The following is a 14,919-nucleotide window of genomic DNA, read 5'->3' on the forward strand; positions in this document are numbered from 1 at the left end:
GCGGCGCAGGCAGGTAAGATTGAAGGGCCTGACGCCGGAGGAGTTCCGGAACCGGGCCCTTGCGGCGTAGTCGCTATTTATTCAGTCCAAGTTTCGGGGCGCAGTTCACAGTCACCTTCGTGGTGGTTTGATGGTTACGTGGGCGGAAAACGCCCACTTGGATAACCTAAGCGCGGTGCCAGTCGGTCAGGCAGGCATCAAGGGCGGCGATGAGCGCATCCTTGTCCATGTGACGGCCGATGATGCACAGGCTCGTCATGCGGTCGCCCGTCTCGTCGTCCCAAATCTGCATGATCTCGGGGTTCTCGTCGATGATCTTCTGTTTCTCGCCCTCGGGCGCCGAGTCAACGAACAAGCCGTTCTCCATCAGGCGCATCTGGCGGCCGGCCTGCTCGAACATGTAGCACATGTCCGGATCGCCGGTCTGCCACAGCGGACCCTTGACGCGAATGACCTCGTCGGGCCACTCCTGCTCAACAAAATCGGTGAACTTCTGCAGGTCAAACGGCTTACGGCGCGAGTACACAAAGGTCTCGATGTCGTACTCGAGCACCTCGGGGTCGTCGTGCTCCTCGGGATGCTCCATGGCCTCGATCCAGGCGGCGGAGTTGTAGGCGCGCATAAAGTCGAAGCGATCGGTATCGAGCAGCTCCTCCATGGGGACCTCGCCGTTTTGAGCCTCGATAATCACGGCGTCCTTCTGCAGGCTGCGCACGATGGCCTTGAGCTCGGCGATCTGCTCAGGGCTCACGGTATCGGTCTTGTTGAGGATCAGCGTGGAGCAAAACTCGATCTGCTGGATGAGCAGGCTCTCGATGTCGTCCTCGTCGATATCCTCGGCCAGCAGGTCGCGACCGCCGTTGAACTCGTCGTACATGCGGGCGCAGTCGACCACGGCAACGATGTTGTCGAGCGCGAGCTTGGGTTCGCCGCCCACTTTGGCCTCGTCGCAGAAGCTCGAGATGGTGTAGGCGATGGGGATAGGCTCGCAAATACCGGAGGCCTCGATGATGATGTAGTCGAACTTGCCCGAATCGGCAATGCCCTGCAGCTGGTTGGCCAGGTCGTCCGAAAGCGTGCAGCAGATGCAGCCGTTGGTGAGCGGGATGAGGTCGTCGGTCTCGGAAAGGCCACCGTCGGCGATAAGGCTGGCGTCGACGTTGATCTCACCGATATCGTTGACGATCACGGCGGCGCGGATACCGCCGTCGTTGGCGAGGATATGGTTGAGCAGCGTGGTCTTGCCGGCACCGAGGTATCCGGTAAGCATGATGATCTTCACGGGTTTGTTGGGCATGTGCCCTCCTTTGTTAGACATGGCTTACAGTAAAATCATATGCCAAACGCCTGCTCTTATACCCACGCGCCGGCAAATAACACAGGCTACTCCCAGGCTCCCCATACATCGGGGCAATAACCGACGGTGGCCTTTTTGCCGTTGCGCACGATGGGCTCGGCCAGTGCCTGCTGATTCTCGAGCAGCTTATCAAAGCGCTGGCTGGGAGTGAGGTGCTGGATAAGTGCGAGTGTCTCCTCGTCCTTGGCTTTGGGGTTGAGCAGCTTGTCGATGCCGCCGACCGCCTGCATCACGCTCGTGAGCTCGCCTTTGCTCATCTCCTTTTCCCTAAGGTCAATAAACTGCACCTTAATGCGGCGTTCCTTAAAATAGCGTTGGGCCTTCTTGGTATCGAAGGACTTTTTGGTGCCGAAGATTTGCACGTTCATAGCATGTTCCGCCGTTCTAACGAACGGCGGTCACCTCGACGCTGCAAAGCCATCTGATGGGCAATCTGCCTTTCAATCGTCGGGCGCGGGCAACAGCCCAGCGCCCTCCTCTTTCAAGGCACCTTGCCTCATCAGCTGGCTTTTCGCTGACATTGATAGAACGTCGAGGTGACCACCGCTGGACTTATCGAATGAAGTTGGTGCGCTCGCGATCGGCTTCGGACGCGCTGATGCCGGCGGCCTGTCCTGCTTCGATACATTGCAGGAGCCAGGCCATGTTCTTGCCGATGTTGCGCATGGTGGCAAGGCCCTCGGCATCCCCATCGGCGTCGCCGGGCACGCGACCAAAGACGTTGTTCCAGTACGTGGAGGCGACTACGGGCATCTGGTTGATGGTGAAGTACTTGTTGAGCACATCGAAGGTGGTCGACGTGCCACCGCGACGGGCGACAGCGACCGCGGCGCCGGGTTTGTGCGCAAAGGCGTGCCCGCCCGCATAGAAGGCGCGGTCGAGGGCCGAAAGGATGCGTCCGCTGGGGTGCGCATAGTAGACGGGTGAGCCAAAGACAAAGCCGTCTGCCTGCTCAGCGGCAGCGATGAGCTCGTTCACCACGTCGTCGTCAAAGGTGCAGCGACCCCCAAGCTTGCCACACTGGCCGCAACCGATACAATCACGAATGGGCTTGGCGCCCAGCTGAAACACCTCGGTATCAATGCCTTCGGCATTGAGCTGCTCGGCGACTTCGGCGAGCGCCCGGGCGGTGTTTCCGTTTGCCTTGGGACTGCCGTTGACCAAAAGAACCTTCATCACAAACTCCCTCTGCTGTCGGTGACTTCTGCTGAGAATTATCTCACGTTGCGTGCGATGACGTTGGCATGGTGCGGGCGATGTTTATCCCGCAACGTTCTTAAGGGCGTTCATGCCTAAGGCCATCTAGGGGCATTGCGGTACGGCATGGGGAATGCATTGGGAAACGTTCGATAAATGCTTATAAACACGTTTTTGACGGCATACGTTGACAGATATACTTGTTGAGTTCAAAAGCATGGGAACGGAGATGGTTGCATGGCACAGCCGGAGACATCACACACAGTGGGGCTTGCGCTCGAGGGAGGCGGCTACCGCGGTATGTATACGGCGGGCGTGCTCGACGTTTGGATGGAGCACGGTTTGACCTGCGATCATATGGTGGGTGTCTCGGCGGGCGCGGCGTTTGGCTACAACTTTAAATCGCGCCAGATCGGCCGCGCCATTCGCTACAACAAAGCCTATTGTGCCGACAAGCGCTATGCGAGCGTGACAAGCTGGTTGCGAACCGGTGACATGTTCAATGCCGATTTTGCCTATCATGAGGTGCCGCTTGAGCGCGATCCTATCGACTTAGAGGCGTATCGCGCCTGCCCCATGCGATTTACGTGCGTGTGTACCGATATCGAGACGGGCAAGGCCGTCTATCACGATCTGCCGTATGGCGACGAGCGCGATATCGAGTGGATTCGGGCATCGTCGGCGATTCCCGTGGCGACCAAGCCCGTCTGGATTGATGGACATCGATATCTGGATGGCGGTGTGGCCGATTCTATTCCCAGCGCATGGCTGTTTGCGCAGGGGTATGACCGTAACATCGTGGTGCTGACGCAGCCGGCGGGCTTTGTGAAACAACCCAATAGCTTGATGCCTATGCTGCGCCGCGTGTTTCGCCGCTATCCAGAGTTTGTCGCGGCGCTTGAGCACCGGCACGAGGTTTATAACGCCACGCTCGATGACCTGACGCGTCGCGAGGCCGGCGACGAGGTTTTTGTGGTGCGTCCGAGCGAATCGGTGAAGGTGCCATCGCTGTGTCGTGAGCCAGAGGAGCTCGAACGTATCTACCAGGTCGGTCGGCGTGATGCGGAGGCCACGTTGCCCGCACTAGAGGTGTATCTGGCAGGGTAGAGCCACGGTCGCTGACTCGGCGGAAAGTGCATCTCAGAATGAGCCTTCGAAATGGGGCATAGTTTCCCATGGAGACCGCTCGGGAAAGCGTGCCCCACTTTTCGGCCGTAGTTTGGGACACAGTTTCCCGTTGGGCGGATTTCGGAAAGCATGTCCCAGAATTTGCGCCCAGAACGGGATACAGTTTCCCAGACGGCGGATTCCGGAAAGTGCATCCCGGAATCTACGTCTAGACTGGGACACAGTTTCCCGCTGACTCTCTATATGGAAAACGCATCCCAGAATGGAGGTCCAAACTGGGATGCGCTTTGCGCTATTGAAGATATGAGGCTGCGAATCAGCTGCTCGGCCTATGCCTATGCCTGTTGCCAGGCATCGACAAGCTCCGTGGCTGCGACACGGGGGTCGTCAGCGCTGCAGACGGCGCTCACCACAAAGAAGCCGTCGACGCCGGTGGCCTTGAGCTGCGGCAGATCGGCTTTTTTGACGCCGCCGCCGACCACGATGGGAACGGGGCTTGCCTCATGGAGCGCGGCCAGGTCCTCAAAGCTCTTGGTGATGATGGAGCCATCTGCCGCGCGTCCACAGTCGCGCTTGGTCTCGGTCTCGTGGAGCGGGCCGATGCCCAGGTAGTCGACTAGGCTCATGTCGGCGGTCTTGACGTACTCGAGCATTTCCTCGCAACGGGCCGAAAGGCCCACGATGGCATCGGGGCCCAGAAGCTTGCGGCAGACCTCGACGGGAATATCGCTCTGGCCCACATGCACGCCGTCGACGGCGATACCCTGTTCGCGTGCGGCGAGTACGCAGTCCAGACGGTCGTCGATAAGCAGGGCGACCTTGCCGGTCTTGCCGGCGCGAGCGATAGCCTGCGCGGCGTCGCCCGTCAGCGCGATGATCTCGCGGGCACTTGCCACCTTGGAGCGCACCTGGATGCAGGTAAAGCCGGCATCGAGCGCCTGCGCTACCACATCGCCCACGGGACGTCCCAGCGTGTTTTCGGGGCCGAGTACCAGATAGGCCGAGATATCAAGGTTGTCGCGGATGCTCATCGTGCTTCCTCCTGCTTTTTGATTTGCGCTTCCATGCGCTCGAGTTTGCCGGTCATGGTGTCGGTAAAACCGGGTCGAATATCGGCTTTGAGAACGACTTCGGTGCGGATGCCCTTGCTTGCCAACACAAAGGTTGCGTCGCGTACGACCTGCATGACCTCGTCCCAGTCGCCCTCGATCTCGGTGAACATCGAGGTGGTGCGGTTGGGAAGGCCGCTCTCGCGAATGACGCGCACGACCTCGGCGACCTCGGCGGACAGCTCGTCGCCTGTGCCGCACGGGGCGATGGCTACGGCGACGAGTGTGTTCATGTCGGCAGCGGTTGCGGGTTCGGACATGACTTATGCCTCCTCGAGCTCGAGGTGGTTATTCGCAATATCCTGAGCGGTCGCGCGGTAGAGTTCGTCGATAAAGGCGACCTTAAAGCTTGCCGGGGCATCAGCGACAGCGGCGGCACGCGTGCCGGCAACGTTGTAGACAGCGGTACCGCAGATGGCTGCCGTAAACGGATCGGCGGCGCAAGCGTACACGGCCAGGACGCCGCCCTGCGAGCAGCCACAGCCGGTAATCTTGGACATGAGCGGGCTGCCGCCGTGGGACTTGGCCACGGTCGTGCCGTCGGTAATCAGGTCGACTTCGCCCGAGACCACTACGGCGCCGCCGGTGTAGCGGGCGAGTGCCACGGCAGCGCCGCGGGCGGCGTCGACCGTATCGGTGGTATCGACACCGCGCACGCGGCTCAGGTCAGCCGCCTCGCCTTCAAGACCCCACAGGCCGGCGAGCGCGATGATCTCGGAGGCGTTGCCGCGCACGATGGCGGGCTTGTACTGCTTGAGCTCGTTTACCAGCTGGGTGCGCAGGCTACCGATGCCCAGGCCCACCGGATCGAGCACCCAAGGTTTGCCGGCGTCGTGTGCCGCTTTGGCCGCACGGGGAATCGTCTGCTCGTAGATGGGGAAGAGCGTGCCCATGTTGAGATAGATGGAGCCGCCGCCTGCAACGAGCGCCTCGCCCTCGTCGGGCAGATAGACCATGGCGGCCGAACCGCCTACGGCGAGCTGCGCGTTGGCGACAAAGTCGATCGTCACCGTGTTGGTGATGGAGCCGGCCATCGGGTTGGTGGCGCGAATCTCCTCCACGGCCTTGACCACATTTTGTTTAAGCTGTTTCGAATCAATCACTGCACATGCCTCCTTGGCATAGAAAAGGGGCGCTGTGCATAGACAGCGCCCCTGTAAAGGCGGCATGCTCCCTACGCCAGCATTAACTGACAGGTTCAAAGGATTGAGCCCCATGCCCTCTCAGCCTTGTGGTTTGCACCGCCGGCACTCCCGCATCGAATCTGTTGTTCCCTATACTAGCGCACCTGCCAAAAAGGGACAGGTTTATTTTGGCAGGTGGCAACTGGGTCGTTGCATTTTCCCAGATAAAACCTGCCAAAATAAACCTGTCCCTTTTTGGCAGGTCGCTACAATGGATACGGTGAAAATGACTGGGGGACTCTATGATCAAACTTGTGCTGACCGATATGGACGATACGCTGATTCCAGCCGGGCATGACGGCGCCAGCGACTACGCCATCGAGGGCATTCATGCCATGCAGGCGGCGGGCCTGCACTTTGGCCCGGTTTCGGGCCGTCAGCCGTCCGCGATGGGCTGGATGTTTCGTAATCGCTCCGAGTGCTTCTCGACCGGTGCGTTCTGCAACGGCCAGGTCATGTTTGTCGACGGCGAGGTGGTAGCCTCGCATGCGACCGACAACACCGCCCTTATTCGCTTGGCTGACTACTTGGAGCAAGAGACCGACGATACCTATCTGAAGGTCTACAGCCTGGGTGATGACTTTTGGGACAATGACGCCTATTGCGTGACGAGCGATCCTGGGCGCGTGCGTCGCGCTATGGAGTCGGGCGGCAACGCGTGGCTCAAAGGCGAAGAGGCCCCGTGCCGTCCCGTTGTCGGTGACGCGCCGGTGTTCAAGGCGAATATCTGGAGTGCCCGTTCGCGTGAGGGGCTCGCGGAGCTACGCGAGCGCGTTGCCGCCGAGGTGCCGGAACTTTCGCTCGTGTTTCCCAACAACCGAGTGCGCCTGTTTGACATCCTTCCGGCTGGTTGGGACAAGGGCTGTGCCACGCTGGAGCTGGCGCGTGCTTTGGGCCTGACGCCCGACGAGGTGGCGGTGTTCGGCGATTCCGATAACGATCTGCCCATGATTAATGCCGTTTCCAACTCCGTTGCAGTCGCCAATGCCAATGAGGCCGTCACGGCTGCCGCGCGTTGGCATATCGGCGCTGCGGCAGACGATGCGGTTGCCGGGGCTCTGCATCAGATTGCCGCCTGCGCCGCGACGGGGGCGATGCCGTTGTTTATGCGCCAGATGGACGCGACGGGTCATGGCGTCACGAACGTCTAGGGAGAAAGTCATGAAGCTTCAGCAGCTCAGGTATGTTGTTAAGGTTGCCGAATGCGGCAGCATTACCGAGGCCTCGCGCCGGCTCTTTGTGTCGCAGCCTTCGATTACCGCGTCGATTCGCGATCTCGAAAACGAGATGGGTGTGCACATCTTTGAGCGCACCAACAAGGGCGTCATTGTGTCCGAGGAAGGCGAGACATTCTTGGGCTACGCGCGCCAGGTACTCGATCAGGCCGACCTGCTCGAGGGCAAGTACAAGGGCGCATCCGAGCAAGTGCCGCACTTTAGTGTGAGCTGTCAGCATTATTCCTTTGCCGTTAATGCGTTTGTCGACGTGATCCGTGAGTTCGATGCCGCGCGCTACGACTTTACCCTGCGCGAGGAACAGACTCACGAGATCATCGAAGATGTCGCGCACATGAAGAGTGAACTGGGCATTCTGTACTTATCCGAACATAACCGCGAGGTTATCGAGCGCATGCTGGTGGCCAACGAGCTCGTATTCGAAGGACTCTTCTGCGCCACGCCGCACGTCTTTGTATGCGCCGACCATCCACTGGCGGACCACGCCAGCGTGACGCTCGAGGACTTGGAAGACTATCCGTTCCTATCCTATGAACAGGGCAGCTACAACTCGTTTTACTATTCCGAGGAACTGACCTCGACGTTTGAGCGCCGCAAGAATATCCGCGTGCGCGACCGTGCGACCTTGTTCAACCTAGCCATGGGTCTCAACGGCTACACGGTGTGTTCGGGCGTGATTAGCCACGAGCTTAATGGCCCCGGTATTATCTCGATTCCGCTCGATGTGGATGAATACATGGAGATTGGCATTATCACGCGCAAGAATACGACGCTCACGCGCTATGGACAGGCTTATGTCGAGGCCATCCGGAGGCATATCTAACCGGTAGCGTTTGATGTTGCTGTCTTGGGCTGTCGAAATGGCTATAGGAAAACTATATGGCAAACATATATAAACGCATATTTTACGATAACCAGGAGTGCGCTCATACTCTTTCTCGCCAAAGCATTCCATGCAAAAGGAGATTCCTATGAGCAATTCCACCCAGCTCAAAGCGCCGTTTCGCGCCGATATCGTCGGCAGTTTTCTTCGTCCGCAGGCCGTAAAGGACGCCCGCGCTGCCTATGCGGCAGGCGCGCTTGATGCCGAGGGACTTAAGGCAGTCGAGGACGAGGCCATTCGCGATTTGGTGGCAAAGCAAAAGGCCGCCGGCCTACAGGTCATCACCGATGGCGAGTTCCGCCGCAGCTACTGGCACCTCGATTTTATGTGGGGTCTCAACGGCATCGAGCGCCGCACCTCGCGTACGGGCTATATGTTCCACGATGAGGAGACTACCGCCGACACCGCCGTGGTGACCGGACCTATTAGCGGCGAGAACCATCCGTTCGTCGAGCACTTCAAGTTTGTCAAGGCGCTTGAGGGCAAGGGCCAGGTCGCGCGGCAAACCATTCCGGCGCCGATCCAGACGTTCTCCGAAGTCACGCTCGACCGCTGCGATGGCCAGCAGGAGAGCCTGCACGCCGTCTACAAGACCGACGAAGAGCTCGCCGATGCCATCGCCGCGGCATACCGCACCGTGATTGCCGATCTGTATGCCGCGGGTTGCCGCAACATCCAATTTGATGACTGCACCTGGGGCATCTATTGCGATACTGACTTTGTGTCCAAGACCGGCATGAGCCCGGTTGACCTGCAAAAGGTGAGCGAGCTGGGCGTGGCGCTCAACAATGCCGCCATCGCGGGCAAGCCTGACGACTTGGTGATCAATACGCATGTATGCCGTGGCAACTACCACTCTACTTATGCCTTTGAGGGCGGCTATGATCCCATCGCCCCGTACCTGTTTGCGCATGAGGACGTCGACGCGTTCTATCTGGAGTTCGACACTCCGCGTGCCGGTGGCTTTGAGCCGCTCAGGTATGTTGCGCCCGGTAAGAAGGTCGTGTTGGGCCTGGTGACCACCAAGGCAGCCGAGCTCGAGGACGAGGACGCGACCGTCGAGCGTATTCATGAGGCAGCAAAGTACGTGCCGCTTGAGAATCTGTATCTGTCTCCGCAGTGTGGCTTTGCCAGCTGCGAGATTGGCAACAAGCTGACCGAAGGTGAGCAGTGGGCAAAGATCGCGCTGGTCAAGCGTATTGCCGAGCGTGTTTGGAAATAGCGGTACCGCTTGCAAGCGACGGCGCGTGCGAGACATGGCGTATCGCGTACAATGGTTCGGACCGTATCGTTCGGGCAGGTTATCCGCTATTCCCGAGCGCCCTTCCATTCGAAAGGACATCCATGTCCCAGTCCTCGACGCCCGCCGTCACCGATGCCATCTACGACGCTTCGTCGCTCGGCCGCCCGCGCATGTTCCTGCTCGGTCTGCAGCACCTGTTTGCCATGTTTGGTGCCACGGTGCTGGTGCCCGTGCTCACCGGCCTTTCGGTATCGGCAACGCTTTTGTTTGCCGGCTTGGGCACGCTACTATTCCACTTCCTGTCACGCGGTAAGGTCCCCGCATTTTTGGGCTCATCGTTTGCCTTTATTGCCGGTTATGCCGCAATCGCGCCCAACGGCGAGGCCGAGCTATTGCCCTACGCTTGTCTGGGCGTTGCCTGCGCTGGTTTGCTCTACCCGGTGCTTGCGGCGCTCTTCCGCGCGTTTGGCGCCAAGCGCGTCATGCGCTTCTTCCCGCCGGTGGTGACTGGCCCCATTGTCATTTCGGTCGGTCTGATCCTGGCGAGTTCCGCTATTGCCAACTGCCAGACTAACTGGCTCGTTGCCGTGGTTGCCGTCGCCGTAATCGTCATCTGCAATATTTGGGGTCGCGGCATGGTCAAGATCGTGCCGATTTTACTGGGCGTCGTGGTGAGCTATTCCGTTGCGGCTGCGCTGGGCGAGGTCGATTTCTCCGGCGTCGCAGCCGCTCCCTGGCTTGGCTTGCCCGTCGTGTGGGACAACACGGTGTTTGCACTCTTTGGGCCGCAGTTCGATAGCGGCCTTGCCACGACGGCCATCATCACCATCATGCCGCTGGCCTTTGCAACCATGATTGAGCATATCGGCGATATATCCGCTATTGGCTCCACCTGCGAGCGCAACTACATCGCCGATCCCGGCCTGCATCGCACGCTGCTCGGTGATGGTCTCGCCACGATTCTGGCTTCGCTCTTTGGCGCTCCGGCCAACACCACGTATGGCGAGAACACCGGCGTGCTCGCCCTGACGCGCGTGTTTGACCCGCGCGTGATTCGCATTGCCGCGTGCTGCGCCATCGTGCTTTCGTTCTGCCCCAAGTTCGCTGCCGTGATCGCCGCCATGCCGGCATGCGTTATCGGCGGCGTGTCGCTCGTGCTCTATGGCATGATCAGCGCCGTGGGCGTCCGTAACCTCATCGAGAACCAGGTCGATTTCCAGAACAACCGCAACGTGCTGGTGGCCGCTCTGGTGCTCGTGCTTTCACTCGGCATTGCCTACAGCGCCGCCGGTGCCATCGTGCTGAAGCTGTTCGGCGTGACGATTTCGCTTTCGGGCCTTGCCGTGGGCTCGCTGGTGGGCATCGTGCTCAACGCGATTCTGCCTGGCAACGACTTTGAGTTCGCCGTTTCTGAACTCGAGGAGACTGTCGAGTAGTAGTTGTGTTCAGCTAAATCAAAAAAATGGCGCCCGTGCGTACGCGTGGGCGCCATTTTTAATGCGTCAGTATCCAGTGTATGCCGCAGGCCATGCGCAGACCGGTTTGGGCAAAGTGGTTACCGGGGTTGAGCTCGAAGGTCGCGGGGATGCCTCGGTCGCCGAGTAGTTTTTCCATTGCGCGCGTGTCGTCGAGTACGTGCCGCATCATGCGGTTGGGCGTCTTGGTCTCCTTTTTGCCGAGTGATAGATAGACGGCGTTGGGCGCGGCTGGCATCGTGTGCCCGTGTGCGTAATCGAGAAATCCGGGAAACCATAGGGACCCCGATGCGCTTGCGGCGCGGTCAAAGGCATCGGTCTGCCAGAGCGACCAAAGCGAAAAGAGGCCCGCCAATGAGTAACCGGCAATGCCGCGCCAGGTAGGCGGGCAGGGAAGTGATGGCTCGACCTCTGGGATTATCCGATTCAGCAGTTCATCGAGAAACTCGAACGCCTGTCCACCAAAGGGCTCGGCATCGCGCACGGTTCCGTCGCATTCCCAAGGGCTCAGCTCGCGATTCCAATCGAGCCCGCCAATGGCGACCAGGGTGAATGGCGGGCAATCAAGCTCAAGACAACGGCTATAGACCTCGGTGCCGTCACCCATGACCGCGGGAAGGTAAATGACGGGCGCGCTTTCGACATGCTTTGAATGAATGGTTATCTGCTTTTGACGCGCTTCCATGACAAGCTTCTCTCTGCATTTCGACATCTACAAATACGATTGTCGCACGTCGGCGTAGGGACCGTCGCTAAAAGAAAGGCGCAGAGCCGCTTGAAGCGACTCTGCGCCTTGAGGTTTTGCTTTGGCAGCTTTGCCCTTACGCTACAAAGAAGTAGACGAGGAAGGCGAGTGCTGCGATCCACATGAGCGGCTTGATCTTGGAGGCCTCGCCCTTAAAGAGCGCGACAACCACGAAGGCGATAAAGCCCAGACCGATGCCGGCAGAGATGGAGTAGGTGAAGGGCACGCCGGCGACAATCATGAACGCCGGGAAACCCTGCGACACGTCGGACCAGTCGATCTCGGAGGCCTCACTCATCATGAGGTAGCCGACGTAGACCAGAGCACCGCAGGTGGCGGCGCTGGAAACGATGGTGACGATGGGGGAGAAGAACGCGGCGAGAATGAACAGCACGCCGGTGGTGACGGAGGTGAGGCCCGTGCGGCCACCGTCGGCAGCACCAGAGGTGGACTCGACGAAGGTGGTGATGGAGGAGACGCCCATAAAACCGCCCACAGCAGCGGCGGCGGAGTCGACGATCAGGATCTCCTTGATATTCTCGACGTTGCCGTCGTCGGTGAGGAACTCGCCCTGCTTGGCCACGGCCATCGCGGTGCCCATGGTGTCGAAGAAGTCACTCATGAGCAGCGAGAACGAGATGACGAGGAGCGTGGGGTCGGTAAGGACCTTGACGATGGCGGGCACGCCGCCGGCGTCGGCGATGGGGCCACCGATGCTCGAGAAGTCGAGCGGGGCGATAATACCGGTCGGAGCATGGGTCACACCTAGGGGGATACCGGCGATAACGGCGACGATGATGCCGATGAGCAGCGAGCCCGGCACGTTGCGGGAAGCAAGGGCAACCGTCACGACGATGGAGATGATGCCGACGATAAAGGTGGGGGAAGTGATGTCGCCCAGGCCGACGAGCGTACCGGCGCCAGCGGTGATGATGCCGGCGTCGCACAGGCCGATCATGGCGATAAACAGGCCCAGACCCACCGAGATGGCGTGGCGCAGGACAACCGGGATGGCATCCATGATGGCCTCGCGCAGGCCACAAAGCACGAGCAGCAAGATGACGACGCCCTCAAGGAAGATGACGCTCATGGCCACGTGCCAGTCACCGCCGCAGACGGTGGTGGTGATTCCAGCGATCATCGCGTTGACGCCTAAGCCCGACGCACAGGCGAGCGGGCGGTTGGCGAAGATGCCCATGCAGATGGTCATGATGCCGGCGCCCAGACAGGTGGCGCAGGCGAGCGCTCCCGCATCGATGCCAGCGCCCGAGAGCACCGCAGGGTTGACGGCGATGATGTAGGCCATCGCCAGGAATGTTGTCAGTCCAGCGCGAAGTTCGGTCCCGATTGTGGATTTGCGCTCGCTGACGTGAAAAAGTTCGTCCATGCATACCCTTTCCTTGTTCGGCCCCGAGTTTAGGCCGATTGACACGAACTTACCTACTATATCGCCTTTGGAAGGTCGATGCTTCTCGCATGTTGAAGTTCGGCGCTTTGTAACAGGCGGACGGTATTTTTCGCATGAAAATGTGTAGGTACCGTATACTTAAGCAGTTACATTGAACTCTTTGGAGGAACGTATGATTAAAGAGCTCTGCCGCGACGAGGCTATCCTGTCCCAGCGTTGCGAGGTTGCGACTGTCGAGGACGAGTCGGTCGCACAGGACCTGATCGATACCATCAAGTCGCTCGAGGACGCCGGCTGCCTTGCCGCCAACCAGATTGGCGTCACCAAGAAGGTCTGCGTCTATCTGGACGACGCCGGCGAGCCCCACGTGCTCTACAACCCCCGTCTGGTGTTTGGCCTGGGCGCCAGCAAGATGGAGGAGAGCTGCCTGACGCACGACGAAATCACCAAGTCCACGCGCTATATCAAGTGCAAGGTTGCCTTTGACCAGATCGTCGACGGCAAGATGAAGGAGTGCCGCCGCGACTACACGGGCTTTGAGGCGCAAATGATCCAGCATATGATTGATCACTGTCTTGGAAAATTGGTCTAAGGGGACCAAAGCGCCGCACCTTGCCGCTCAATCGTCGCTCGCGTACCTTACGTACGCTTCGCTCCTCTTTCGTGGCAATCTGCGGTATTTTGACTCCTTAGACGACCTGCGAGGTTGACTTGGTTGAGTTTATCTTGCTTGTGTGGTCCGGGCGTGACGTTATTGTCATGTCCGGGCTTTTGTGTTTAGCGCCTATTTGTTTGGTAACAATGAGCTTAACAAGGACGTATGGCTAGGAGGCGCCATGTGCACGAGCATTCGATTTACCGATAATTCCGGCAACATGTATCTGGGTCGCAACCTCGACTGGAGCTTTAGCTACGGCCAACAGGTTCGCGTGATGCCCCGCGGGTTCCATATCCCGTATTCGTTTGTCGACGATGCGTCGGCGGCACACGCGGTAATCGGCATGTGCATCGATTACAAGAATTATCCTATGTTTTTCGACTGTGGTAACGATGCGGGTCTGGCTGTGGCAGGGCTCAACTTTCCCGGTTATGCCGAGTATGCCGAGGACCCGGTTGATGGCAAGACCAATATCGCGGCCTATGAGTTTCCCCTGTGGGTGGCAGCGACGTTCTCGACGGTCGACGAGGTCGAGGCTGCGCTGCGCGACACGGTGATTGTTGCCAAATCTGCCGGAGAGGGGTTGGGTGTGTCGCTGCTCCATTGGATTATCGGCGACAGCCGACGCAGCATCGTGGTCGAGATGATGGCTGACGGTCTGCATGTATACGACGATCCGGTCGACACCCTTGCCAATCAGCCGACCTTCCCGTGGCACATGGAAAACCTGCGCACCTATATCACCGCCACAAGCGATTTTCCTCAGACGGCGACATGGCGTGGCGCCGAGCTCAAGCCCTATGGCGCGGGTGCCGGCATGCGCGGTATTCCGGGTGACTGCTATTCGCCGAGCCGTTTTGTAAAGGCGGCGTACCTCAATGCCAATTACCCGCAAAAAGACAGCGAGGCCGAGAACGTCATTCGCATGTTCCGCTCGCTCGAGGGGGTGGCGATGATCGAGGGTGCGTCCAAGATGGGTGACGGCAAGTTCGAGAAGACTATCTACACCGGATGCTTTAGCGCGCGCACGGGCAATTACTATTACTCAACGTATGAGGATCCGTCGATTCGCTACGTGAGCCTGATGGATGTCGAGGGCGCGAGCCCCGATAGGCTCGTGGTTCCCGAGCCGCGTCGTTCGTAGCCGGCGGTTTTACTGCAATGCAAAGCGGCCCTGCGCCTCCTGTGAACTGCCTCCCATTTCTTGGACACGAGAAATGGGAGGCTTTTTATGCGTGTCGACTTGAGAGTGAAACACGACATCGAGGCCAGGAAGGCGGCGATCGGGCTCTTCGAG

Annotated in this window: 15 protein-coding genes; 7 read left to right on the forward strand and 8 right to left on the reverse strand. The window is 59.4% G+C overall.

From position 1 onward, the window contains the following. Positions 1-166: 166 nt before the first annotated feature. From ACTQXO_RS08270 to ACTQXO_RS08280, 3 genes are all read right to left on the reverse strand, one after another. The gene (locus ACTQXO_RS08270; protein WP_441033699.1) at positions 167-1,297 is read right to left on the reverse strand and encodes a GTP-binding protein; all 1,131 of its coding nucleotides are present in this window, start codon (positions 1,295-1,297) and stop codon (positions 167-169) included. A gap of 86 nt (positions 1,298-1,383) precedes the next feature. Next, positions 1,384-1,725, reverse strand: coding sequence for an arsenate reductase family protein (locus ACTQXO_RS08275; protein WP_441033702.1), 342 nt, complete (start codon positions 1,723-1,725; stop codon positions 1,384-1,386). Between the two features lie 184 nt (positions 1,726-1,909). Continuing rightward, positions 1,910-2,533 (reverse strand): flavodoxin family protein, encoded by a 624-nt coding sequence (locus tag ACTQXO_RS08280; RefSeq protein ID WP_441033704.1) that lies wholly within the window; start codon positions 2,531-2,533, stop codon positions 1,910-1,912. 258 nt (positions 2,534-2,791) lie between these two features. On the opposite strand from ACTQXO_RS08280, the gene ACTQXO_RS08285 reads away from it, so the two are divergent. Continuing rightward, complete coding sequence (locus ACTQXO_RS08285; protein WP_441033706.1) at positions 2,792-3,661, forward strand: patatin-like phospholipase family protein; 870 nt, start codon at positions 2,792-2,794, stop codon at positions 3,659-3,661. A gap of 356 nt (positions 3,662-4,017) precedes the next feature. On the opposite strand, the gene ACTQXO_RS08290 is transcribed toward ACTQXO_RS08285, so the two are convergent. Genes ACTQXO_RS08290 through thiM form a run of 3 tightly spaced genes read right to left on the reverse strand, consistent with a single transcriptional unit; the run spans position 4,018 to position 5,894 of the window. After that, on the reverse strand, positions 4,018-4,713 hold the full coding sequence (locus ACTQXO_RS08290; protein ID WP_441033709.1) for a thiamine phosphate synthase: 696 nt from the start codon (positions 4,711-4,713) through the stop codon (positions 4,018-4,020). After that, entirely contained in the window at positions 4,710-5,051 is a 342-nt protein-coding gene (locus ACTQXO_RS08295; RefSeq protein ID WP_427719764.1) for a thiamine-binding protein, read from the reverse strand. The genes ACTQXO_RS08290 and ACTQXO_RS08295 overlap by 4 nt, the downstream gene beginning before the upstream one ends. A gap of 3 nt (positions 5,052-5,054) precedes the next feature. Further along, on the reverse strand, positions 5,055-5,894 hold the full coding sequence (gene thiM, locus ACTQXO_RS08300) for a hydroxyethylthiazole kinase (RefSeq protein WP_441033713.1): 840 nt from the start codon (positions 5,892-5,894) through the stop codon (positions 5,055-5,057). A gap of 323 nt (positions 5,895-6,217) precedes the next feature. Here thiM and ACTQXO_RS08305 point away from each other — a divergent pair, with 323 nt between their 5' ends. The 4 genes from ACTQXO_RS08305 (at position 6,218) to ACTQXO_RS08320 (ending at position 10,772) form a co-directional block, all read left to right on the forward strand. Then, the gene (locus ACTQXO_RS08305; RefSeq protein ID WP_441033509.1) at positions 6,218-7,126 is read left to right on the forward strand and encodes an HAD-IIB family hydrolase; all 909 of its coding nucleotides are present in this window, start codon (positions 6,218-6,220) and stop codon (positions 7,124-7,126) included. A gap of 10 nt (positions 7,127-7,136) precedes the next feature. Continuing rightward, positions 7,137-8,033 (forward strand): LysR family transcriptional regulator, encoded by an 897-nt coding sequence (locus ACTQXO_RS08310; protein ID WP_441033512.1) that lies wholly within the window; start codon positions 7,137-7,139, stop codon positions 8,031-8,033. A 148-nt stretch (positions 8,034-8,181) separates the two neighbouring features. Then, the gene (locus ACTQXO_RS08315) at positions 8,182-9,315 is read left to right on the forward strand and encodes a 5-methyltetrahydropteroyltriglutamate--homocysteine S-methyltransferase (protein ID WP_441033515.1); all 1,134 of its coding nucleotides are present in this window, start codon (positions 8,182-8,184) and stop codon (positions 9,313-9,315) included. A gap of 122 nt (positions 9,316-9,437) precedes the next feature. After that, a complete protein-coding gene (locus ACTQXO_RS08320; RefSeq protein ID WP_441033518.1) occupies positions 9,438-10,772 on the forward strand; it encodes a uracil-xanthine permease family protein in 1,335 nt (444 codons plus the stop codon). Between the two features lie 58 nt (positions 10,773-10,830). On the opposite strand, the gene ACTQXO_RS08325 is transcribed toward ACTQXO_RS08320, so the two are convergent. Together ACTQXO_RS08325 and ACTQXO_RS08330 are read right to left on the reverse strand one after the other, a co-directional pair. Then, a complete protein-coding gene (locus ACTQXO_RS08325) occupies positions 10,831-11,496 on the reverse strand; it encodes an alpha/beta hydrolase (protein ID WP_441033521.1) in 666 nt (221 codons plus the stop codon). Positions 11,497-11,632: 136 nt separating this feature from the next. Beyond that, positions 11,633-12,943, reverse strand: a complete 1,311-nt coding sequence (locus ACTQXO_RS08330) for an NCS2 family permease (RefSeq protein WP_441033524.1) — start codon at positions 12,941-12,943, stop codon at positions 11,633-11,635. A gap of 193 nt (positions 12,944-13,136) precedes the next feature. On the opposite strand from ACTQXO_RS08330, the gene ACTQXO_RS08335 reads away from it, so the two are divergent. Together ACTQXO_RS08335 and bsh are read left to right on the forward strand one after the other, a co-directional pair. Further along, a complete protein-coding gene (locus ACTQXO_RS08335) occupies positions 13,137-13,556 on the forward strand; it encodes a peptide deformylase (RefSeq protein WP_154517060.1) in 420 nt (139 codons plus the stop codon). A 244-nt stretch (positions 13,557-13,800) separates the two neighbouring features. Continuing rightward, the gene (gene bsh, locus ACTQXO_RS08340; RefSeq protein ID WP_441033529.1) at positions 13,801-14,766 is read left to right on the forward strand and encodes a choloylglycine hydrolase; all 966 of its coding nucleotides are present in this window, start codon (positions 13,801-13,803) and stop codon (positions 14,764-14,766) included. Positions 14,767-14,919: the final 153 nt, after the last annotated feature.

The organism is Collinsella sp. LCP19S3_D5, assembly GCF_052121415.1.
Classification (GTDB): Bacteria; Actinomycetota; Coriobacteriia; order Coriobacteriales; family Coriobacteriaceae; genus Collinsella.